This window comes from Rhodococcus sp. ACT016, from assembly GCF_050477185.1.
In the GTDB taxonomy this organism is placed as follows: domain Bacteria; phylum Actinomycetota; class Actinomycetes; order Mycobacteriales; family Mycobacteriaceae; genus Prescottella.
Genome location: NZ_JBEAET010000002.1, coordinates 413,168 through 434,480, shown reverse-complemented (window position 1 = coordinate 434,480; position 21,313 = coordinate 413,168). Strand labels below are relative to the sequence as shown.

Below are 21,313 nucleotides of genomic sequence, written 5' to 3'. Positions count from 1 at the left end.
TCCTCAGCCGTTCTGGGCGATCTTGGACATGGACGAGTGATCCGACAGCAGGACACCGGCACCGAGGCCGGCGGCGAACGCGGCGTCCTGCTCGCCGTAGGCGCGGCGCAGCCGCAGCCGCGCACGGGCAGCGAGGGATTCGGTGATCGCCGACGCGGTCGCGACGTCCTGGCCTGCGGTGCAGGTGACGGTCATCAGCGCCGAGTAGCGGACCAGACCGGCGCCGCGAACCTGTTCGTGGCGGGCCTGTTCGGTGGCCTGCAGGCGCAGCTCCGAGGCCGCGGACTTCACGGCCTTGCCCTGGTTGAGGGCAACGAGCGCGTCCTTGTACTCGCGGTCGACCTTCTTCGTGGCATCGCCTGCGGTGAAGGGTCGGTAGAACATGGTCAGCCGCTTGCGGGTCAGCTCGTCGTGCGGGTCGAGCAGCGGCTTGAGGACGCTGTCGGGGAACACCGAGTCCGGGGGAGACTGCATCTCCCACACCACCGACTCGACGCCGTCGTGCCGGTAGGCGTCCCACTTCGTCACCGCGGTCGCCGGGCCGGCGTCCTCCCAGTCCAGGCCGTGCGCCTCGCCGTGCACGTCGAGTTCCTCGAAATCGCCTTCTGCGCTGGGGTTGTAGCTGCGGTGCACGAACGCGACGATCTGCGCGGCCGACATCGGCGATGCCTCGACACCGGCACCGAGCAGGTCCTCGTACAGCGCCGGCAGGCGGCGGGCGAGTTCGGTGGCCATCTCCTCCGGATCGGTCCGGCGCTCCTTCGTGGTGGCCTCGAACGTGATCGCCAGACGTGCGAGCTGCTGGGACTTGCCCGACGGGAAGTGCAGCGCGGACTCGCGCATCACCTGCGTGGCGATGTCCGAGCGGGACTGGCCGATGTTCTGCTCGACCTCACGCGCCAGGCGCAGGCCCGTGGCCGGGATGTTCTCGATCACCACGGTCGCGGCCTTGATGTCGCCGGGCAGGCCGAGCCCGGCGAGGTAGGCGCCCCAGTCGGCGGTCATGAGGTCCTTCTCGTGCTGCGTGAGGGCCTCGTCACCGCCCGGGTAGCACTCGAACACCACGGTGTACTCGTCGCCGCGACGGCGGTGGATCATCCCGAACTCGTTGCCGAGCCGGTCCGTTCCCACGTGCAGGGTCGTTGCGGCGAAGATGCCGGGCAGCCGGTAGCGGCCGCCGGGCACCCGCGAGTTCGGGCCGGACCGGTAGACGGTCGATCCGCTGGCACGTCGCTTCCACCACTGGAGCTTCAACTGCATCACCTCGTAGAGAGATCGGCGCTCGAGACGGATCACCATCGGCGCAAGGAGTAGGGCGAAGAAGGTCGCCAGGACAAGGGCGCTGAGGATGCCGGCGAGCATCATCGTCAGGATCACGATGACCAGGCCGACACCACCGAACAGCGATGCACGCAGGGACAATCCGAAGAAGCCGGTCTTCTTCGGGTAGGTTCCCGGGGCGTAGAGCGGGCGCTCGACGGGGCGGGATTCGGTGATGGTCATCGCGGTACCTGCCCGTGGTAGTTGCCGATCGCGCCCTCAGCGAAGCTCGACGCTTGCTGCAGGCCGCGGCCTGCGGACTGCATTGCCTTCGCGGTACCTGCCACGACGGCGCCGACGCCGGTCGCGGCACCACCGGCCGCGGCTGCGGCCCTGCCCATGCCCGCGGACTTCGCGCCGCCGGCATTGCCGCCGCCGCTGTTGCCCCCGGAGTAGCGGCCGCCGTAGGCGGAGCCGTTCTTGGCGCCGGACGCGGGAGCGCCCTGCCCGCCGCCGCCACCGGCTCCACCGCCGCCACCGGCCCCGCTGCCGCCGGCCCCGGCGACACCACCGGATCCGCCGGCCTTGCTGAGCATCGCGGCGCCGCCGCCTGCAATGGCGCCAGTCGCGCCGGCCATTGCCGCGACCTGCCCGCCACCAGCGGAAATCGTCGACACCGCAGGAGAAATCACCCGCATCAGCGACGGCAACGCGAGCCCGGCGACCGCGAGGAGCACCGCACCGACCACCGCGTCAGCGGCGGTATCGCTCGACGCCGCCCAGAACGCGAACGCGTAGAGCAGCGACGCGACCGGCTTGAACAGCAGCGCGGCGATCGTGAACGCGATCATCGACGACCAGGTCTGTCGGCCCGTGCCCGTCGCGGAGGACGCCGCGGCGATCGGCGACAGCGCCACGACCAGCGCGAGAACGGCCTCTCGGATCAGGAGGGCGACGAGCTGAACGACCGAGCCCAACAGGCCGATTCCGGCGAGCACCAGCGAGACGACCGGGCCCAGGCCCGTCTTCTCGTCGATCCACGCGATGGCGTTGATCTTCCCGCCCAGGTCACCACCGGAGGCGGTATTGATCACCCACGTCGAGAACGAGTCCCCGAGTTGGTGGAGCGTGATGACCAGCACGGGTGCGGTCCAGATCGAGAAGATGGTGCGGGTGAGCATCTTCGCGGTCTCGTCCGCGCCTTCAGCGACCGCCTGCTTGCGGGCCACCGCCAGTTTGATTGCCGCGAAGGCGATGCCGATCGCGAGAGCGACCAGCTGAATCTCGAAGGTCATGTTGCGGATACCGGTGACGGCTGCGCCGCCGGTCAGCGACGGAATCGGGACCGACATCCAGAACGTCATCACCGTGGCGAAAGCCGACGTGTTGCCTTCGATCACGGCATTGGCGAACTTGCCGACCGGATCGCCCCAGAACGCCGATGCCGTATTGCCGAATGCGGTTCCGATCGCGTCCAGCGGATGCTCCCACAGTCCCTTGGCCGAGCAGCCGAGGTTGTCGCCGAGGAGGCTGACCCCAATGCCGTTCGGGCCGCCGAAGAGCTGCTCCATCCAGCCCTTGGGCTCCGGAGCGACCTTCTCCATCAGGCTCTTATCGCGGTTTTCGTCCTTGCACTCGGTGAAGTACTGCTGGAAGTCGTTCCCGTCCTCGCCGGTCTGCTCGAGGTTGAGGGAGGGAGACTGCGACGGCGGCGGAACATCCGGCCGGGTCTGCGCGGCAGCGACACTCGTGCCGAGGCCGGCGAGCGCCACAACGATCAACGCCAGAGTGACCAGTCTTCTCAGAAGGCCCATGTCGTCCACCCCGTCAGGTTGTCGACGACCGATGCCGAGGCAGCGCCCTTGAGGAACTGCATCTTCCAGTCCCCGTCCTGCCAGACCATGTTGAAGCGGAACGTCGCCCAGCGTTCGTTGGGGAACAGGCCGTTCTCGTCACCGAAGTAGCGGGTTGCGTACTCGGTGACCACGAAGTCGGGGTCGCAGCTCAGAACGCGGAACGCCGAGGGCGCCGGCGTGACCCTCCGGGTCTCGGCGCTGACGCTCGTCTCGGACATGCCCTGCTCGTCGAACTTCTTCATGACCTCGGGATCGGCCACCGCCTGGTTCTTGAGCACCGCGGTGCCGACGTCGCCGCCGAGCTGGAAGCGCTGCCAGATGTTGTAGGCCGCCAGCGACGCGCCTTGCGGGGAGTGGCTGTATCCGCGGGCGAGCAGGCCGTCGACCTTCGTCGGACCGTCGGAGGTCGAGAACAGGTTCGGGGTGTCGAACGTCGTCTGGATCATCACGCCGGTGGGCGAGGTGACCGGGGCGGCCGGGTCGCATTCGGTGCGAGGTCCCGGAGCGGTCTGCGGAAGGGCCTGACCTGCAGGGTTGTTCGGGTGCATGACCTTGCGGCCGAGCAGGTCGGCGGACGGATTGAAGAAGCCGTCCGCCCCGTTGTTCGCCATCGGCTGCGACGCGGTCGACGTCGGAGCGGCCGGGGAAGCCGTGGTGGTGTCGTCGTCCTTGCCGGTCACGATGACGAGTACCACGGCGATGACGATGACCAGGGCGAGCGCGGCCGCACCGATCGCGAGTTTGGTCTTGGTGGTCACTTGTCCTCCAGAAGGGTGAATCCGTCGAGGTTGTCGAGCAGGGTGGCGTCGATGTCCTCGGCGGCAGTGGGGAGCACGATTCGCCAGTCACCCTCGATCCACTGGAGGGCAACGGGATAGGCGAACAGCTCGGGCGGGTTGCCGATCTGCTGTGCGATCTGCACGCCCGCGGTGGTCGGGTCACCGGACTGGTAGTCGGTGACCTTGAACCCGACGAACGTCGGGGCCTGGCCTGTGGGAACCTCGCCCGCAGTCACGGAGACCACGGCCCGGTTGGCGACGAACTCGTCGCGCCCCGGGCCGGGGGCGGTGATGTAGGAAACCGCCTTCCCCCAGGAGTTGTCGGACGCCATCGCCAAGGTGACCTGGCCGCGGATCGCGGCCACGACGGCGCCCTGCGGGGTCTGGCTGTAGCCCATCTGGGTCTCGCCGGAGGTGGGCCCGGCCGTCTTCGAGGTGGGGACGCGGACGCCGTACAGGTTCTCCCACCGCAGATCGGCGGGAGCCGACGTGGTGTCGACAGCGGTTGCCGAGGCCGGGTCGTCGGTGCCGCCGCCGCAACCAGCGGTGAAACCGGCGACGGCGCAGGCGGCGAGGATGGTCGCTGCGGTCTGGCGGCGGGAAGAGAACATGAGCGAAAGCCCCCTAGAGAAGAATGGTGTTGGCGATGGTCGTGGCGGAGCCGATGACGGCCGCGCAGACGAGGATTCGGACCAAGGTCGCGTCCTCGACGACCTGCGTGCCAGTGGATTTGCGCTGGTTGACCAGGACAGCTCCACAGATCACGAGCGCGACGACGCAGAGCGCGGTGCCCGCCCACAGGACGTAGCTCAGGACCTGCATCAGCGGATCCCAGACCTGGTTCGGGACGAGCAGCCGCTCCTGCGGAATCCCCGGCGAGGGGGCCGGGGTGTCGTCTTGCGCGAGGATCGAGGTCAGCATCGCCACGTCACGGCATCACGAGTGTGTTGACGAGCGTGCCGGCCAAGCCGATGATGACCGCGCCGACCATCGCGCCGACGATCTTCATCTGAGCGTCGCCGCCACCGCCCTGCATCCGCTGGTAGGCGAGCATCGCGCCCGCGATGACCAGGCCGACGATGCAGAAGATCACCGCGCCCCAGATGACCCAGGACATGATCATCAGGAAGCGCTCGGAGCCGGGAGGAGCGGCGGGCTTGACGTCGCCGATCTGGGCGAGGACCTCGACGGTGCTGGCGTGGTAGGCGGTGCTCAGGGCCGCGAACATGGTGTTCCCTTTCGTTGTGCGGGCATAACTCGGTATCCGCCCGTCGCCGGGCGGAAGTTCTGTGTGGGGTAAGGGGTTAGCGGGCGACCGCAGCGCGGGCGGCCTCGAAGATCTGCCGACCGATCTCGGCGATCTCGGGATGGATGACTTCGGACGCGTCGGGCCGCGCGAAACGCTTCGCGGCTTCGGCGGGTGCATCGCGCGGTGACCACACCGGCATCTGCTCGTGGGTCAGGGTCCGGAACACCGGCACGAACGGCACCCGCCACACCTGCGGTGCGAGACCCTCGACGACCTCGACCTGACGGCGCAACGTGGCGGGCAGTTTGCCGTCCTGGTCAGGGACGATGACCAGTCCCAGCAGGGTGCAGCCGCCGGTCAGCCCGCCCGCAGCCTGCCGCAGAAGTGCGTGCGCGGCAGTCAGTCCGGTGCGGTGGGTGCGGGCAACGACGACGACGTTCGCGTAGCGGTCCTCGGCGGGCCAGCCGCGCTGCGCGTCGGCAGCCGGCGCCCAGGACTGCGCGAGCGTCGACACCCCGGCGCCGCCGTGGGCGCCGAGCAGCCAGAACGCCGGATGCGGCTGCTCCTGCGAGATCGCCACGTCCCACACCGGGGCCTGCTCCTCGATGGAGGGGAGCTTGAGCCCGGCCGGGCGGAACTCGCTCAGGGCCTGCTGCTCGTTGCTGTCGCGGGCGATCGGCACCGACATCTCGTCCATCCCTTCGTCGTTCATGTGGTGGTGTCACCACCACAAAGCGGGTCAGCGGTGGGGGCACACCCGAAGGTGTGCCCCCACCTGCTCAATTCAGGCCGGGCTGCACCGCGACCGTGGTCTCGGTGGTGCTCGGCGTCGTCGCAGTGGTCGCGGCCGTCGGCTCCGCCGTCGTCGTTGTCGTGCTGGTGGCGGTCGAGGTCGCGCCGGTCGAGTTCGAGGCGAGGATCGTCGACGCGGACAGCGGCTGCTGGCTGCGCGGGGCGTACACCGGCACCGACTTCGGGGCCGTCGTCGCAGCAGTCGTCGACGAGGAGGACTTCGAGCCTGCGATGTCCTGCGCGGCCGCGACGACCCAGTTCTTCGTCAGCTCGACCGCGCTCTCACCGGTCGTGCCCGTCGGCGCAGTCTCGTAGGAGCCGCCGTGCTTCTCGACGGTCTGCCAGTAGGAGGTGTCGACCGCCATCCGGAACAGGCCCTTGTTGTCGGTGACGTCGCGCTGAATCTCGTTGAACGCCAGCTTGACGGTGTTCTCGATGGTGACCGGGGGCACCAGCTTCACCGCGGCCTGCGCGAACCGAGCACCGAGCACCGCGAGCGCGGCCTGCGGTCCGGCGACACCGGCCGCGGCGATCTGCACGATCGACGCGGGGGAGAGCAGGTCCTTGGCGGTGGTCACGGCCGCGCCGATGCCCATGCCCGCGATCTTCGTCAGCGCCGTGATCGACTCGCCCACGCCTTCCTTCTGGTTCTTCGGATCGCTGTAGCGGACCATTCGGCCCAGAACGGTGGACTTCGACTGCTTGACCTGGAATGTGCCCGAGGCGGAGTTGAAGTCGATGTTGTCGTTGACGACCGAGGCGCCCGTGTAGAGGACGGACTGTCCCAGCGCTGTGCCGATGGTGGTCACGATGCCGACCGGGTCCTGCGGATCCAGGATCGACTGGCCGCCGATGTTGGCGACCATCCGCGCCAGCGGCGCATCGGCCGGGGTATCGCACGAGACGTCACCGGCAGCGCAGAACGACGCGGTGCGCGAGCGCAGCGACCCGAACGAGTCCGTCGACGCCGTATTCGGGGCGATGCCACCACCATCGGGGGCCTCGATCGCCGCGATCTGCACCTTGGCGACCTCGGTGCCCTTCGACCCGGGCACCGCTGCGGGCGAGGTCTGCGACGTCGAGCCGAAGATCGGCGAGCCCACCGTGCGAGTGGGATCGGAGAACAACGCGACGCCGGCCACCCGGTCAGCGGGGATCGGGCCACGGCCCGCACCGATCTCGCGGGCGAGGGCGCTCATCACCTGGCCGCCCTGAGAGTGACCGGTCAGGAACACCTTCTGGCTCGGGCACTCTTTCGCGATGCGCGCGAGCTCCGACTTCGTGTTGGTGATGCCCTGGGCGACCGACTTCTCGTAGGTGGCCTTCGACTGGTCACCCGGCTTGCCGCCGAAGCTCGCCGAGTACGAGATGTACGTGCGCTCGAGCAGCGGGTTCTTGCTGCCGGAGTTCGCGGCGAGCATCGCGGGAATCGCGATGCCCGAGCCGAATCCGCCGTCCTGGTCGGGGGCGGCGTGCTCGCTCGACTGGGTGGTGCCGTTCGCGATCACCAGGTGCAGAGGAGCGCAGTTGCTCGACTCGGCAGCGGCGGTGGTCGTCGACTGGGCGGCGGCGGCTGCCGCTCCGGTGCTGGTTGCGGCCAGCACCGCGACCGTGGTCACGGCCGCAATCGACGCCCCCCGGCGTAGTGGATTCATGCTCCCTGCCCCTCTCGTGAACTGATCGCGGTGATGACCGCGCCATGCGGAGCCGGCGCGGTGGTGATCGTCTGGCGGTAGTGCTCGGACGTCGTGTCGGGACGGCGCTCGAACAGATCGACGGCGTACACCCCGTTGCTGACCCGCGACGCCAGCACGCAGTGCTCGGTGCCGACCGGGATCTGCGCGATGCCCTGACCGATCCGCTCGGCGGAGCCGACCCGCGCGTTCTCGGCGACGAACCTGCGCGCCCGGAATCCGTCACGATCGACGTAGTAGGCGTTCTCGAACCCGGCGATGGCAGCCAGACCCGGATCCGCAGAGTCGAGCGCGACCGGATGACCACCGGTCCGGCCTGCGCACCAGGGGGTTTCGAGAGCGGCGGGTGCGGCCTCGGGCTGCGGTGCGGAGCTGGTTGATTCGGTGACCAGCGAGGAGATCGGAGTGACTTCGTCCGGCGACGCCGAACCGACGACCGCGATCACCGCCGACGGGCCACCAATAACCAGGACACCGGCAGAAACAGCGACGGCCACCGCACCGCGCCGCCGTCGCAGCCAGGGGAAGCGTGGCTGCGACGGCGGCGCCCCGAGAGGCGCACGCTCCTGACGGATCGGGACGGTCGGCGCGCTGGCCCCGGCCGCCCAATCCAGCTCGGGATCCTCGCCCGCAGCGGAGGGCGCGGGAGACTGCGCCTCCAGCTGACCCGAAACCCACTGCGCGAGGTCGTCGTCCGCGACGACGGCGTGATCGAAGAGGACCTCGGTCGCTCCGCTCCCATCGGCCGACGCCGGCTCGGCGAACCAATCGTCGACGCTGGTCGAATCGTCGGCACTGGACTGATCGGCGACCACCGACAACGGCGGTGTCGAGGTGTTGTCCTCGGCTTCGCCGCTAGTCAGCGGCTCGGAGAACCAGTCGTCGTTGCTACCCACTCTGGTGGCCTCCCTGTCGTGAACGATGTGAGCGGAGCGGCGGCTCAGGCCGTCAGGCCCGTGTTGATCGCGAGGCCGGTCTCACCGATGGCGTCACCGAGGATCGACGCGAACGGAGCGACGTCAGCGACGAACGAGTCGAACGCCGCGGCCGCCTCGTCGCCGCCGGGCTGCGCAGTGACGACGCCGCGAACGGCCTTGTCCGCCTGAGTTGCGAGCTTCGGGACCTCGACAGCGGCAGTGCGGACCGCATCGACCACGACGTCGCCGCCCAGCAGGGCCTCGACCTGCGAGACGACCTGACGGGTCTGCTCGGCGATCGCTTCCTGATCAGCGCGCGGCTTGCTCGGCAGCTCGACCACGTGCGGCTCGTCGAGCGGATCACCCGCACCGGTCGCGGCGCCGACGGCGACACCAGCTGCCGCGAACGGGACAGCCAGAACCGCCGCGCCCACCGCAGCACCGGCAGCTGCACCGACGGCAGTGCCGGCGACCGTGGTCGGCACGATCACAGTTGTCGGAAGCCCCGGAATCGGAATGGCATTGAGCGGAAGGGACACGAAACCGCCCATGCCCAGGCCCACGTTGCCGCCGATCGTGCCGCCGAGCAGCGCGCCAGGAATGGCACCGATCCCTGCACCGATCACAGCGCCAGCGGCGCCCGTGGCGACCGACGCGGCCGCGATGCGGTCAGCGCGCGCCGCGTCGACACCGGACGAGCGCCAGAACTGGCCGAAGCCTGCCTCGAGGTCCGCGGCGGTGTTATTGATCTGGTTCCACTGGTTCTCGGGCAGCAGGTCCGTCTGATCGGCGATGTAGTCGCCCAGACGCACCTTCTTCACCGGCGCCTCGACGACCGCGACCACGGCCGGATCCTCAACGGGCGCAGGCGCGCTGTAGACCGGCGCGCTGTATCCGGCGTAGTTGTTGCTGTAGCCCGAGTAGTAGCCCTGGCCGCCGCCCGAGTAGTTCGCATCGTTGCCGTAGTTGTAGTTGTAGACCGGCTTCGACGGCGCCTGCGCGTACTGCGGCGTATAGCCAGGCACGTACTCACGCTCGGGAGCCGGAGCTGGAGCCGGGGTGACGCCAGGCTGGTCGCCGCTGGGTGCGCTCACGCCGGGCTGACCCTCATCGACCGTCACACCGGGCTGAGACGGCGCGGCCTGCGCGACACCTGCACCAGCGCACGCGATCGATATCGCGAGCGGAACCGCGACAGCGACTGTGGCATGGTCCGGCCGACGACGATGACGACCGCCAGGGGCCTGCTGCTTCATGTGATTTCCCTTCACTGCTGATTACTGAACGAGACGAGAAGCCAAACGAATGTGGTGGTGCGACCACCAGACAGATGGGTGGGCCAGGGTCCAGAGCTGCCTGTCTGGTGGCCGCGAGGAACCGACCGCGCGCGCAATGTGGTTCGCGCGCTGGCTGTTCCAGCGCGAGGAGGTCTAAACCAAGGCCATCGAGGCACGAAGTAACCGACGGGTGGGCAGTCGCATGACACGACCGCAGCCTGAGTCGCCGAAAGTTCTAAGCTCGCGGAAAGATCGGCCGGCTGAGTCTCCGAATGTTTGAAGGACTAGTGCGTCCGCATAGGCTCAAAGCCCTACGTGAATCCGGGCTCGTGCAGTAGTGGGAGACCGGCCACATCGCATGTGGAACCCGCACGAACGTAACTGAGGCCCGGGGCGTCTCGATGAAAGACGTCGTTCTGATCAAACTGGATCGGCCTTACCTGGTCGCCCGTCGTGCGTTTGCCGGTATACCCCAGCCGTCACGAGTCGGGAAGACTTGCAATCTCGACCACAGAGCTCATCTCCGTCGAACTCGGTCCGGCTCGGCTGACGAATGAGGTTGCCGAACGCCCCTCTGCCGCGCTCGACAACCACGCGTGGGTAGGCGTCGGCGCCCCCGAAAGCATCAGGACACGTCTCCCGCGTGCGCCTCCGTGATGGCCGCCCCGCCACCAGGATCCCCCTACCTCCAGCGATAACGGGACGGTCCGATTCTTTTGCACAGGCGAATCCTAAGCGACTTCTAAGGTAGGCGCAAAGGGGCGTCGCATCATGCGACATCGCATGAACAGCGCCTTTTCTTTGGAATCTCCCAGAAGACTCCTCCCAGATTCGCCAAGATAGTAGACTGAACGGTATGGATAGGGCGAAGCTTGAGCGATTTGGCAGGATCGTGCGAAAGCGACGTCTCGGGCTCGGCATGACGCAGGACCAAGTGACTTTGGCCGGCGGGCCGTCCGATAAGCGCCAGACGAAGATCGAGCACGGGACCCCGCCCGCGGCAAGCCTCACGACGCTAGCCAAGCTCGACCAAGCCCTCCGGTGGGAGCCGGGCAGCGCAGCGGCAGCCCTCAACGGAGGAACACCGACGCCGATCGAAGGACAGACACTCACCGCGGACGACATAGACCGACGTGTCGCTCTCGCTCTCGCTCTCGAACGGGCAGGTGTCACGAAGACTGCGGCACGTGGCGCACCGCGCGGCGAGAACGGTGTCCTCACAGACGATGTGATCGACTCCCTGATCGACCTGCTGAACTCCCTGCCCCCCGCAAAACACGCGTAGTCAACTACGCCTGCAGGGCCGTCGGAGCCGCTGCCCCGAACAGATTCCGCGCCAGTCCCCAGACGCGTCAAGGCCCGGATATCGCGAGACTCTGCATCCAGCCTGACGAGTGGTGCGAGCCGCCTGGCGGAGTCGATATCACGAACGCCAGCGTCATGAACGGCAGGATCATGTCACCCCCTCCACCCGAACGACGAGCGGTTTTGAGCGAGGGGAGGTCCTGGGTACTTTGGGAGATCTGGCTATCGGCGTGTTCGCGGGTGGCTGTTTGGCTTCAGCTCCGAGCCTTTGGCTGGTGCCCTGCTCGTCACTACCTAAGGAGAATTCAGGTGGCGCAGAAGTTTGTAGTCGAGTTGATCGATGATCTCGATGGGGAGCCGATCGATGTTGGTGGCGAGACCATCAGCTTCGCGGTCAACGGTGTCGAGTACAGCATCGATCTCAACGACAAGAACGCTACCGAGTTCCACCGGAAGTTGGACTACTACATCAAGTACGCCACCCGTGTCCGCCGCCGGAAGACGGTTAAGTCGGCCAGGCCAACGTCCAACGGCGCCGAGGCCTCGCGGATCCGGGAGTGGGCCGTGGCGAACGGCTACTCCGTCTCTGCTCGTGGCCGTATCGCCGCGGACATCACGGAAGCGTACGCGGCGGCGAACTGACGTCCCGCCCGTTCTGATACATGCCCGGCCGATCGGAACGCTGCACCGTTGGACGGGTCGTCGGCCGAATCTTGTTGTTGTACAATCGCTACTGCGAAAGCGGTGGGGGTTTGGGTATTCGACTCCGCGTCGCTCGTGGCGTCGCACGACTTGGTAATTCTTCTGTCTTTAGGGTGTTGAAGTCTCGGTGTTCACTGGCTGGCTGTATTCCCGGTCGGATTCTCCGCAGGAAAGCTGCTGTGCGAACTAGTCATGACAGCGCACGGGGAGGTCGGAAGGAACGGACCTGATCGGATCGTGGCGACGCTTGATCGAACGCTGGCTCGGTGAGGGACGGTCTGCGGACGCCCCGACGCTCGCCTTCATGTCGACGCAAAGGCTGGCCGCAAAGTCCAGTCCAGCGGGATCAGCTGCCGAGGGATCCCGTCGAAATCCCAAGGCTGCCGAGGGATCCCGTGGAGCTCCCCAGGCTGGCGAGGGGGCCGGCAGGCTTGACGCTCACCTTAACCACACCCGTCGACACTGCAGCTTCCCCGAACGCGAAGCACTGCGACTCCACGTCATAGTCACCGGCCGGAACCTCGATATCGAAGTACTTCGTCTCACGGGGCTGCGGCCAAATTGAGGTCCGTCAGGTTCCGAGGGAAAACTTGCTTCCCCTCGGCATTATCGACGAAGACCATGAGATTGCACAGCCCGTACGAGTTAGGGTTCGTCAATTCGACATGGATTGCATCGGACGTCGCGGACACTGCCATGATGGCCGGCGCCAGTCCCGAAGCCGCCGACGCTGTCGACGGCAACGCCAGGGCTCCGACCGCAGCAATCGCGCCCCCAACGACCATCTTCTTGACTCCACACGACATACGCACTCGTTGCGCCCCCTTTTCATAGTCTGACATAACGGTCAAACCGTATACGGCGATAGGGTTCCAGCGGCGATAACCCGAATTCTGTGCGGCTCATCACATTTCAATTGCCTCTATACCCTTGCGGCGCCACACCCGCATCGGCCCCAAACACTGACGACCCAAGACTTTGTCAGAGGGTAGCGATGCCCCAGGGATGTTCGCTGTCGTGGCGTTTCCGCGTCGGATGCCTTCCTCGCAGCTGTCGCCCAGGCGGACGCGACCGCGATGGTGCAGTTCGAGGTCGGCACCACAAACGTCGGGGCACCGGTGGCGGTCGTCAACGGGATCGCAGCCCTCCCAGACGTTCACCGCCGCCGGAGCGTTCGGGGTAACAGCGGCCTTCACCGGCGTCGACGCTGATTCGAATTCGACTCCGGATCAGTGACGATCACCGAGTCAACCTCGAACGGCAGCGCAGGATCTCCTTTCGGATCCTGATAAGTCGATCACAACCTTGAGGACAGTGAATGGTCCAGGTACTTCGGCTCCTGTCGCCGAGACTGGCTCGTGTCTCGGGACCATCGTCATCTCGGCGACCGACACTAGCGCGATGAAGAGCCGCTCCGGTTCAGGGGTTGGAGTGAGCACGCCGGGGCCCGCGTGGTGGCTCCCACTCAAATCCGAGGTTGTCGAGTTGCGCGATCCGCTCGGGTGTCAGGGTCGGTGTGCCGGCGCGGCGCTCGTGTCGTCGTCGGCCCGCCCACGCCCCGAGTTTGAATCCGTCGGGCGAGACCCATTTCTGGGGGACGCGTGCGTGGCCGTGGTCGGCGACGAACTGTGTGAGGTGGTGGACGGCGTTGTCCCACTGCGTCGGCGGCCGGGAGACAACGGGGAAGGTCTTCGTCCCGGCTGTGCCCCAGTGAAATCCGAGGGTGTCGAGTGTGTCGATCCGGTCGCTGGTCAGCGATGGCCTGCCGTGGTGGAAGTCGGCGCGCTTGTTCGTCACCCACACGCCGAGGTGGAAGCCGTCGGTGCTGGTCCAGCCGTTGGGGACGCGTGCGTGGCCATGTTCGGCGATGAACTGTGCGAGGTGGTCGATGCCGGCGTCCCACTGGTCCGAGTGGCGCTTGGGGCGGGTATCGGCGGTGCCCCAGTCGAAGCCGAGATCGTCGAGTTGTGCGATCCGGTCCGAGGTCAGGGCGGGGGCGTTGTGGCGGCGCTCGCTGCGCCGGCCGCTCGCCCATCGGCCGAGCCGGAATCCGTCTTCGCACACCCACGCGGACGGGACCCGGGCGTGTCCCTGCTCGGTCACGTACTGCTCGATGTGCTCGATCCCGGCTACCCACTGCTCGGCGAACTCGTCGATGGTGCGTCCTCGCGGCGGGTCCCACACGAATCCGAGGTTGTCGAGTTGGGCGATTCGCTCGTCGGTGAGTGTGGGGGTGCCGCGGCGGCGTTCGGCGCGGCGGCTGTTGACCCAGGCGCCGAGCCGCATGCCATCGCTACACACGTACCCGGCGGCAATACGTAGGTGGCCGCGCTCGGCGGCGAACTGTTCGAGGTGCTCGATCGCGTTCGCCCATACCGCCGCTCGTGATCTGGCATCTCGCTCGTCGTTCATCTCCCCACCCTGTATCCGTCAATGCTGTCGTCCCACGACGCTGCGAATCCTGCTACACCCCTGGACCACACGATCACAGGTGCACGAGAACGCTGTCGTGCACATGGTCTCCACGTGCCGCGAGGTGCGGGCCGAGATCGGGATGTCCTTGCTGCGCCGCTGACCGCGGCTTTGCCGACGCTCGTACCACTACGGTCCGTAGGTCCATTGCCCGTTCACGCACATGATCGCCTTACCGGCGGGGGTCTGGGATGCGGTCGCCGACGAGTCGCAGGGATCACCGACGTTGTTGACACCGACGATGGGGATGCTGTTGACCCAGACGTTTCCGCCGCCACCGGTGTAGACGCAGACGATGTCCTTGCCGGTGTTGACGTCGGTGCCGACGGCGCTGGGGGAGGAGCAGGGTTGACCGACCGTCACAGCAGAAACGGAAGGGGGCTCGTAGGTCTCTTCGGTTGTCTGCTCGGTGGTGTGCGCGGGTGGTGGCGTTGTGGTTTCGATGACGGGCTCGGGCTCGGGCTCAGGTGCAGCCGGCGACGGAGTGGCGGGCGTCGTGGTCGTGGTCGCGGCCGTTGTGGTCGCGGGGTCGATACCGATGGCGTGTCCGTCGATGGCGTTGCTGCAGCCGGCGGTGAGCAGTAGGGCTGCCACGGTCAGTGGTACTCGGAGTCTCATCGAACCCATCTCGGATCACTCGCGCGGAAAGGGACATCGCATCGTTGCACAGCACGAGCCGCACCTCGAGTAGGTGGCGGGTTCACTGTCCAGCAGGTGCTGCCGCTCGAGGGATGGTTGAGGGAAGGCGCCGCGACCGAACCTGGGCGGGGAGCCTTTTCTCGTCGCCGGATACACTGCCGGGCGGCTGATTCGAGCCGATCGAAAAGATCCTGGGGGGATCCAGACGTGACTGATGGGGAATTGCTGGCGTTGAGCCAGCTGGGGGACGGAACCGCGTTCGCGGAACTGGTCGGCCGCTACCGTCGCCGCCTGTGGTCAATCTGTCTCCGTATCAGCGGAAACCATGAAGACGCGGAACAAGCCGTGCAAGTCACCCTGACCTCTGCGTGGCAGAACCCGCACAAGTTCCGCGGCGACGCGAAGGTCTCGGCGTGGCTGTGCCGGATCGCTGCGAACGCGTCCCTGGCAGTGATCCGTAGGCGCGAGTCCGCCGTCGTCGACGATTTCGACGTCATCGGACTCGAATACCCCGCCGCGCTGACCGGGGACCGGGTCGCCGATGTGGACGCCGAGTGCCGCGTCCTGGGCACGCTGCCCGCGGACTTCCGGGTCGCGATCGTGCTGCGGGAGTTCGCCGAGTTTCCCGACGCCGACATCGCCGCTCACGAAGGCGTTCCCGTCGCGACGGTCGCGACCCGTATCAACCGGGCCCGCACGCAGATGATCACGTTGCTCACCCCCATGCAGGGGATAGGGGCGACACGGTGACCTCAGACCTGCCCGACGAGGAGCAGCTGCGGCGCGAGCTCGAGATGCTCGCCGATGTCCGCCGTCGCATACGAGAGTCCGTCGGCCCCGACGTGCGGATCCCGACTAGAGCCGTCGACTACGTGCTCGACGATTACAACGCCGTCCGCGCTCGCGACGCCGAGAGCGGGCAGGACCGGGACCAGGCATGACCGCTCACGAAGATTGGGAGGATGCCTGCGATCTTCCGGTCGACGAGTGGCCAACCCAGATGGGCCGCTGGTCCGTCGGCCCCCCGATCGGCGTCTTTTTCTCCGAGGATGCGAACCGCGCGCTGATCGCGATCGCCGAGCCTTTCGGGACACGCCACCGCAGCGGGGTGATCCGGGTGGCGATTCGTCGTCTCCTCACCGACCAGGCCGGGTTGCCTTCCCTCGTCGAGGAACGCGCACGCAACAGTGTCACCCGGCCGCGATTCCCGGTGCAGATGAACATGCACCTCGACGAGGAAACCGCCCACCATCTGGCGGACCTCGCGCGGAGACTCGGCGCCAACCGGGGCGAGCTGATCCGGATCGCCGTCGACCTATTCCTCGTCGACCTCGCCCAACTCCGGCTCGCCGGAACCCCGTTCGACATCGAAGCAGCCCTCACCGACGAGCTCTTCCAGGGAGAAGCCAGCCGAGACAGGCTGATCAGACGCGGCCGCCGGCGACAGGCCGAACGACTGCGATCGGGGGAGAAGCCTGGATCTGGGCGTTGGTCATGACGACCGGTGCCACGACGGGGCTCCTGCCGCTGCTGTCGGTGCCGCCTGGTAGACAGGCTGTTCGCGTCGATGCCGGGGTAGGCGCCATCCATCCGCTTGGGGGGGCTGGCTCGGTGTGCCTTCCTGCTGCTTCGAGAAGGAACGCTGATGTCCGCCCTGCCCACCCTCCGGCACCGTTGTGCCCGGACCTGGCTGATCGCCGCGGCCGCCACCACCACCGTTCTCGCTGTAACCGGCTGCGAGGACAGCAAAACTCTGTCCGTGCTGACCACCAGCGTGACCTCGTCCGCCCCGGCCACGACCACTCTTGCGACGACAGCGGTCGTGGTGAACGAACTGTCCGCGCACGACAGCACCGCGGCGCTCGCCGCACTCGAAACGCTCCCGGTGAAGGGCCGCGCCCCGAAGACCGGCTACGACCGCACGCTGTTCGGTCAGGCCTGGACTGATGACGTGACCGTCGAGGGCGGTCACAACGGTTGCGACACCCGCAACGACATTCTGAAGCGGGACCTGACGGACATCACCATCAAGCCGGGATCGAACAACTGCACCGTGCTCACCGGCACCCTCGCCGACGCCTACACCGGTCGGATGATCGCGTTCACCCGCGGTGAAGGCACCTCGAACGCCGTGCAGATCGACCACGTTGTTGCCCTGTCGGATGCGTGGCAGAAGGGTGCCCAGCAGCTCGACGAGGCCACACGCCGCAACCTCGCGAACGATCCCCGCAACCTGCAGGCAGTCGATGGGCCGACGAACGGTCAGAAGTCCGATGGTGACGCCGCGACGTGGTTGCCGCCGAACAAGGCCTACCGGTGCACGTATGTGTCCCGCCAGGTCGAGGTGAAGGCTGCCTACCAGTTGTGGGTGACCGAGGCCGAGAAGGACGCGATCGCACGAGTGTTGGCTGATTGCGGCGGCACCGCGCCGTCGCCGGCACCTGCTCCGGTGGCGCAGTCGACGACGCTCGCTCCGCCGCCGATCGTGCGCACCCCGGCTCCGTCCCCCGCTCCCGCGCCCGTCGTCGCTCCGGCACCGGCACCGAGTGGAGGCAGTGCCTACTACGCGAACTGCGCAGCAGCGCGGGCGGCCGGCGCCGCACCCATCTACCGCGGTCAGCCGGGATACAGCAGCAAGCTCGACCGTGACGGCGACGGCGTCGCCTGCGAATAGGTTCACGAGCCTGGGCGCTGGGAGCATCGGAAGCCGTGGGATGAGAGGTAGTGGTGAAGAGCAACAGTAAGGCTGGCGGGATCGCGATCCTGATCGTGCTCGGCCTGGTTTTCGCCTACTGGAAGTGGATCCTTGGGTTCGCTGCTGTGTGCGTGGTGCTGTGGGGTGCGTACGTGGGCATCACGACTGCGCTAACCCGGCACCAAGAGCGCTCGACCAAGGAGCGTGCCGACAACGCGGCCCTCGCCGCCCGCGCCGATGAACAACACCAGCAGTACCTCGCCGGCGAAGACCACGGCCTATACGGCGACTACCAGCCAGCGCCACTCGACTAGCCGAGTCTTCGCTGTGTGGGACTGCCGAGTGGGTGAAGTGTCTTGTCGCCCAACAGCGAAATCTGCCTACGGAGGTCGGTGACGCTGTCAGTCGGGGAGTGGTTTTCGCCAGACGACGTCGGTGACGCAGATGCGGTGGCTGGTGTCGCCGTTCCAGTCCACGGTCAGGCCCCGCGACCGGAGTGCGTCGACGACGGTGCGACCGACGACGCCGTCTGTGTAGGCGACCATCTCCTGTTCGGCTACCCGGTCGCCGGAGCAGGCGGCCGCGATGAGAGCCGGGTCGGTGTCCGGGGCCGGTCGGAAAGAGCTGTAGGACAGCAGCAGGTCGGCGGGCTCGTCGCCGAGGCGTTCGGCGTCCTGCATGTGGAAGAACGTGTACGCCCACTGCTTCCACGGGCACCAGCCGTCCATCGGCGGGTCGGCCGGGGTGCGTTCCTCGTCGATCTCGACGGTGCCGCACTTGACGCAGCAGGTGAAGTTCATCCGCGCGAGGATCCCGCGCTGCTCGAGGTCCGCGAACGCCGCGGCCACCCGCATGTAGTCGCCCGGTGTCGTCCACTGCTTCTGTTCGTCCCGGCGCTCGTTCCACACCTGACGCACGAGCGCGTCGACCTTCCTCCCCAGGGCCGTGTTCTCGTGGGCGCCGTCGACGCAGCCGCGCGCTGTCTCGCACACCTCGTCGAAGGTCGCGAAGCCGGGAACGACGAGAACGCGCGCCTCCTCACGGATCTCAGCGACGTCTGCTGGGGTGAGTGACGGCTCAGGTATGCGCCGCCAGGGGAGCCTCACTGGCTGGAGGACGTGACTGTGCCGTCGCCCTCGACGAACAGCCGGTATCCGAAGCCCTTGAGCGAGTTCGGGTCGCTGGTTGTCATGTACGACTCCTTCGCCATCACCGCGCTGCACGGTTGCTCACCAAGTTTGAGCGCGTAGAAGGTGTTCAGGTCGGGATCTACCCACCTGCCGCGACCGGCGTGAATCGGCTTTGGATCCGGCATCTCGAAGCGGGTGTAGGAGAACGGCTGGCCGTTGAGTGAGCTTGTCTCGTCCGCTGCGTCGTCCTTGCCCTGGAAATCGTCGAACGTCGTGCAGTCGATCGGCCACAGTTCCAGGCGAACCGATTCGGTGAAGTACGCCAGGTCCCCGATCGAGGACTGGAAAGGAATGCCGGTGAACGATGACACGGAGGACAGGTCATGTCTGGGCCACGACACGATGACGGCTGAGCCATCAGGGCGGCCGAGCGAGCGGGCCTCGTCTCCATCGAGCTGAAAGACCCGGGCGCCTTCGGGCAGGCGGGCGGCCAATGTCGCCGAGCCGACCGTGAACTGGTCGGTGTAGGCCGGGCGCTCCTCGGTGCCGAACGTCACCTTGTCGTCCGAGGAGGCCGACGAGCATCCGACGAGCACGGTGGCCGCAGCCGTTGCTGCGACAGCGGTTCCGATACGGCCGCGAGCGACGTGTCCGAGCACGGGCATGCAATGAACTCCCGATTCGACGAGGTGTGGTTACAGCAGTCAGGCGCGTTGAAAGTAGGTCTGGCTGCGGCGGTGGTGGCGGTGAGGAGTGGAACAGGTCTAAGGCTGTGGGACGTGGACTGGTGCGAGGATGTCTGCCAATTGTCGTCGCGCGCGGTGGATGCGGGTTTTCACGGTGGCGACGGAGACCTGTTGGTGTTCTGCGATGTCGGCGTACGGGAGGTCGGCGAACTCGGCGAGGACGATGGCGACGCGGAAGTCCTCGGGGAGTTGTCCCAGGGCGTGCTGGACTGCGTCGGCGGTCGTGATCCGGTCGTCGAACGTGCGTGCACGTCCAGTCCTACGCTCGTACGCTCGGTAAACACCGGGGCCTCCCACCACTGTCGGAAAGACCGGGCAGGGCGCTTCCTGCTCGGTAACCCACGAACATGGGTGAGTGAGGTCCCGGCCCGCAACCCCCAGCTCAACGCCGGCGGTCACCCATACCGTCTAGGCCGTGTTGCTAAAGGTGCGACCAGGAGCGCTCCCTCAGCCCATCTGTATAGGTCAGATAGCTTGGCCGTGTGCAATTCAGTGCGTTTGAGACTTATGCGGCCGAGCTGGGGATGGCTGTTGCGGTGACTCCGGAGATGCAGAACAGCGACTACGAGTCGGGCGTTGCCCAGATCGGCGACGAGATGTGGCATATCCGGACTGCGCGAATCACCCCGACCAAGCCGGGTGCTTTTGTCGCCTTCTGGCAGCGGGACTCGGGCGGAACGACGATGCCCTTCAGCGATGACGATCTCGCCGCGGGCCTGTGCGTCTTCGTAGAACAACAGGGCCGACGGGGCGTGTTTCGGTTCACCGGCGCGCATCTCGCCGAGCTCGGCATCACCTCAGGGAGCCGTCCGGGGAAGCGCGGGTTTCGGGTGTATCCGAGCTGGTGCACGGGGTTGAACACTCAGGCCACGGCCACGCAACGTGCTCAGGCGTCCGCGTTCCAGGAGTACTGAGATCACGCCGTGCTGGTGAGCCAGTGGAGGGTTGCGGCGAGGCAGAGGCCGGCGTGGTAGTTGCGGGCTGTCTTGTCTGAGCGCATCGCGATGCCTCGCCATTGCTTGAGCTTGTTGAAGCAACGTTCCACGACGCTACGGCCGCGGTAGCGGCCGCGCTGTGTGTCGCCGAAGTCGATGGGGCGACCCGGCTTCTTACGGCGGTGCGTGATCTGGTCGTCTCTTTCGGGGATCGTCGCGGCGATCCCACGCTCGCGCAGCCATGCTCGGTTCGCTTCTGACGGGTACCCTTTGTCAGCCATCGCCCGATCTGGTCTGGTCCGGGGGCGGCCCTGTCCGGCGGACACCTGGATCTGCTCGAGCGTGGTCGCCATCATTCTGGTGTCGGCGGCCTGCCCGGGGGTGAGGACGAAAGCGAGGGCGCGACCTTTCCCGTCGCAGACCAGGTGGTTCTTCGTCGTCAGGCCGCCCCGGGAGCGTCCGATCGCGTGATCGGATGGCTCGTCACCAAACTTCTTGTAGTTCGACAGAGCCCCCTGTGCTGCGCGGCAGGGTCGCGCCGTGCTGGTGTACACGGACAATCGTGGAGTCGATCGAAGCGATCCAGTTCAGGTCGCCGGACCGTTGCGCGAGGGACTGCACCCGCTCCAAAACCCGAGCCCACACGCCCTGCTCGGACCAGCGGTTGAAGTTCCTGTAGATCGTATTCCAGTTCCCGAACCTCTCCGGCACGTCCCGCCAGGGCGCACCGGTCCGGAACCGCCATACCGTCGCCTCAACTACCGTGCGCCGATCCACCAGCGGTCGACCCGTCGACTTCACCGTCGGGAACAACGGCCCGATCACAGCCCACACTTCATCCGAGATCACATCACGCGACACGACA

25 protein-coding genes are annotated in these 21,313 nt (G+C 67.0%); 8 read left to right on the top strand and 17 right to left on the bottom strand.

Annotated elements, in window-relative coordinates; all coding sequences use genetic code 11:
- Positions 1 to 3 precede the first annotated feature (3 nt).
- From ACQ5DX_RS28845 to ACQ5DX_RS28800, 10 genes are all read right to left on the bottom strand, one after another.
- Positions 4 to 1,503 (bottom strand): SCO6880 family protein, encoded by a 1,500-nt coding sequence (locus ACQ5DX_RS28845; protein ID WP_430336160.1) that lies wholly within the window; start codon positions 1,501 to 1,503, stop codon positions 4 to 6.
- Entirely contained in the window at positions 1,500 to 3,074 is a 1,575-nt protein-coding gene (locus ACQ5DX_RS28840) for a hypothetical protein (RefSeq protein WP_430336159.1), read from the bottom strand. Before ACQ5DX_RS28840 ends, ACQ5DX_RS28845 begins: the two co-directional genes overlap by 4 nt.
- Positions 3,062 to 3,874, bottom strand: a complete 813-nt coding sequence (locus ACQ5DX_RS28835; protein WP_430336158.1) for a hypothetical protein — start codon at positions 3,872 to 3,874, stop codon at positions 3,062 to 3,064. The genes ACQ5DX_RS28840 and ACQ5DX_RS28835 overlap by 13 nt, the downstream gene beginning before the upstream one ends.
- Positions 3,871 to 4,506 carry a hypothetical protein gene (locus ACQ5DX_RS28830; protein ID WP_430336157.1) on the bottom strand — a complete coding sequence of 212 codons (636 nt, stop codon included), beginning with the start codon at positions 4,504 to 4,506 and terminating at the stop codon, positions 3,871 to 3,873. The genes ACQ5DX_RS28835 and ACQ5DX_RS28830 overlap by 4 nt, the downstream gene beginning before the upstream one ends.
- Before the next feature lie 13 nt (positions 4,507 to 4,519).
- Positions 4,520 to 4,822 carry a hypothetical protein gene (locus ACQ5DX_RS28825; protein WP_430336156.1) on the bottom strand — a complete coding sequence of 101 codons (303 nt, stop codon included), beginning with the start codon at positions 4,820 to 4,822 and terminating at the stop codon, positions 4,520 to 4,522.
- Between the two features lies 1 nt (position 4,823).
- The gene (locus ACQ5DX_RS28820; protein WP_430336155.1) at positions 4,824 to 5,123 is read right to left on the bottom strand and encodes a hypothetical protein; all 300 of its coding nucleotides are present in this window, start codon (positions 5,121 to 5,123) and stop codon (positions 4,824 to 4,826) included.
- A 76-nt stretch (positions 5,124 to 5,199) separates the two neighbouring features.
- Complete coding sequence (locus ACQ5DX_RS28815) at positions 5,200 to 5,856, bottom strand: DUF6668 family protein (protein ID WP_430336154.1); 657 nt, start codon at positions 5,854 to 5,856, stop codon at positions 5,200 to 5,202.
- A gap of 67 nt (positions 5,857 to 5,923) precedes the next feature.
- Complete coding sequence (locus tag ACQ5DX_RS28810) at positions 5,924 to 7,591, bottom strand: cutinase family protein (protein ID WP_430336153.1); 1,668 nt, start codon at positions 7,589 to 7,591, stop codon at positions 5,924 to 5,926.
- Positions 7,588 to 8,526, bottom strand: coding sequence for a hypothetical protein (locus ACQ5DX_RS28805; protein ID WP_430336152.1), 939 nt, complete (start codon positions 8,524 to 8,526; stop codon positions 7,588 to 7,590). Before ACQ5DX_RS28805 ends, ACQ5DX_RS28810 begins: the two co-directional genes overlap by 4 nt.
- A gap of 44 nt (positions 8,527 to 8,570) precedes the next feature.
- Entirely contained in the window at positions 8,571 to 9,803 is a 1,233-nt protein-coding gene (locus tag ACQ5DX_RS28800; protein ID WP_430336151.1) for a hypothetical protein, read from the bottom strand.
- A gap of 877 nt (positions 9,804 to 10,680) precedes the next feature.
- Here ACQ5DX_RS28800 and ACQ5DX_RS28795 point away from each other — a divergent pair.
- Positions 10,681 to 11,109 carry a hypothetical protein gene (locus tag ACQ5DX_RS28795; protein WP_430336150.1) on the top strand — a complete coding sequence of 143 codons (429 nt, stop codon included), beginning with the start codon at positions 10,681 to 10,683 and terminating at the stop codon, positions 11,107 to 11,109.
- A 329-nt stretch (positions 11,110 to 11,438) separates the two neighbouring features.
- Positions 11,439 to 11,771: a histone-like nucleoid-structuring protein Lsr2 gene (locus ACQ5DX_RS28790; protein ID WP_430336149.1), complete on the top strand. Its 333-nt coding sequence runs from the start codon at positions 11,439 to 11,441 to the stop codon at positions 11,769 to 11,771.
- Positions 11,772 to 13,250: 1,479 nt separating this feature from the next.
- On the opposite strand, the gene ACQ5DX_RS28785 is transcribed toward ACQ5DX_RS28790, so the two are convergent.
- Entirely contained in the window at positions 13,251 to 14,243 is a 993-nt protein-coding gene (locus tag ACQ5DX_RS28785) for a helicase associated domain-containing protein (RefSeq protein ID WP_430336148.1), read from the bottom strand.
- Positions 14,244 to 14,432: 189 nt separating this feature from the next.
- Positions 14,433 to 14,921 (bottom strand): hypothetical protein, encoded by a 489-nt coding sequence (locus ACQ5DX_RS28780; protein ID WP_430336147.1) that lies wholly within the window; start codon positions 14,919 to 14,921, stop codon positions 14,433 to 14,435.
- A 228-nt stretch (positions 14,922 to 15,149) separates the two neighbouring features.
- Here ACQ5DX_RS28780 and ACQ5DX_RS28775 point away from each other — a divergent pair, with 228 nt between their 5' ends.
- From ACQ5DX_RS28775 to ACQ5DX_RS28755, 5 genes are all read left to right on the top strand, one after another.
- The gene (locus tag ACQ5DX_RS28775; RefSeq protein WP_430336146.1) at positions 15,150 to 15,692 is read left to right on the top strand and encodes an RNA polymerase sigma factor; all 543 of its coding nucleotides are present in this window, start codon (positions 15,150 to 15,152) and stop codon (positions 15,690 to 15,692) included.
- Positions 15,689 to 15,883, top strand: a complete 195-nt coding sequence (locus ACQ5DX_RS28770; RefSeq protein ID WP_430336145.1) for a hypothetical protein — start codon at positions 15,689 to 15,691, stop codon at positions 15,881 to 15,883. The genes ACQ5DX_RS28775 and ACQ5DX_RS28770 overlap by 4 nt, the downstream gene beginning before the upstream one ends.
- Positions 15,880 to 16,440 carry a ribbon-helix-helix domain-containing protein gene (locus tag ACQ5DX_RS28765; protein WP_430336144.1) on the top strand — a complete coding sequence of 187 codons (561 nt, stop codon included), beginning with the start codon at positions 15,880 to 15,882 and terminating at the stop codon, positions 16,438 to 16,440. The genes ACQ5DX_RS28770 and ACQ5DX_RS28765 overlap by 4 nt, the downstream gene beginning before the upstream one ends.
- Before the next feature lie 147 nt (positions 16,441 to 16,587).
- Positions 16,588 to 17,616 (top strand): GmrSD restriction endonuclease domain-containing protein, encoded by a 1,029-nt coding sequence (locus ACQ5DX_RS28760; RefSeq protein ID WP_430336143.1) that lies wholly within the window; start codon positions 16,588 to 16,590, stop codon positions 17,614 to 17,616.
- Between the two features lie 50 nt (positions 17,617 to 17,666).
- Positions 17,667 to 17,951 (top strand): hypothetical protein, encoded by a 285-nt coding sequence (locus tag ACQ5DX_RS28755; protein ID WP_430336142.1) that lies wholly within the window; start codon positions 17,667 to 17,669, stop codon positions 17,949 to 17,951.
- Positions 17,952 to 18,038: 87 nt separating this feature from the next.
- Here the strand turns inward: ACQ5DX_RS28755 and ACQ5DX_RS28750 are convergent, their stop codons facing one another.
- The 3 genes from ACQ5DX_RS28750 to ACQ5DX_RS28740 all read right to left on the bottom strand — a co-directional run bounded on the left by ACQ5DX_RS28750 (position 18,039) and on the right by ACQ5DX_RS28740 (position 19,912).
- Positions 18,039 to 18,743: a DUF6891 domain-containing protein gene (locus tag ACQ5DX_RS28750; RefSeq protein WP_430336141.1), complete on the bottom strand. Its 705-nt coding sequence runs from the start codon at positions 18,741 to 18,743 to the stop codon at positions 18,039 to 18,041.
- Complete coding sequence (locus ACQ5DX_RS28745) at positions 18,740 to 19,324, bottom strand: hypothetical protein (RefSeq protein ID WP_430336140.1); 585 nt, start codon at positions 19,322 to 19,324, stop codon at positions 18,740 to 18,742. The genes ACQ5DX_RS28750 and ACQ5DX_RS28745 overlap by 4 nt, the downstream gene beginning before the upstream one ends.
- 207 nt (positions 19,325 to 19,531) lie before the next feature.
- The gene (locus ACQ5DX_RS28740; protein WP_430336139.1) at positions 19,532 to 19,912 is read right to left on the bottom strand and encodes an RNA polymerase sigma factor; all 381 of its coding nucleotides are present in this window, start codon (positions 19,910 to 19,912) and stop codon (positions 19,532 to 19,534) included.
- A gap of 83 nt (positions 19,913 to 19,995) precedes the next feature.
- Between ACQ5DX_RS28740 and ACQ5DX_RS28735 the strand changes: the two genes are divergently transcribed.
- Positions 19,996 to 20,427 carry a MepB family protein gene (locus ACQ5DX_RS28735; RefSeq protein WP_430336138.1) on the top strand — a complete coding sequence of 144 codons (432 nt, stop codon included), beginning with the start codon at positions 19,996 to 19,998 and terminating at the stop codon, positions 20,425 to 20,427.
- 2 nt (positions 20,428 to 20,429) lie between these two features.
- On the opposite strand, the gene ACQ5DX_RS28730 is transcribed toward ACQ5DX_RS28735, so the two are convergent.
- Together ACQ5DX_RS28730 and ACQ5DX_RS28725 are read right to left on the bottom strand one after the other, a co-directional pair.
- The gene (locus tag ACQ5DX_RS28730) at positions 20,430 to 21,002 is read right to left on the bottom strand and encodes an IS5 family transposase (RefSeq protein WP_430336137.1); all 573 of its coding nucleotides are present in this window, start codon (positions 21,000 to 21,002) and stop codon (positions 20,430 to 20,432) included.
- Positions 20,932 to 21,297: an IS5 family transposase gene (locus tag ACQ5DX_RS28725; protein ID WP_430336338.1), complete on the bottom strand. Its 366-nt coding sequence runs from the start codon at positions 21,295 to 21,297 to the stop codon at positions 20,932 to 20,934. Before ACQ5DX_RS28725 ends, ACQ5DX_RS28730 begins: the two co-directional genes overlap by 71 nt.
- Positions 21,298 to 21,313: the final 16 nt, after the last annotated feature.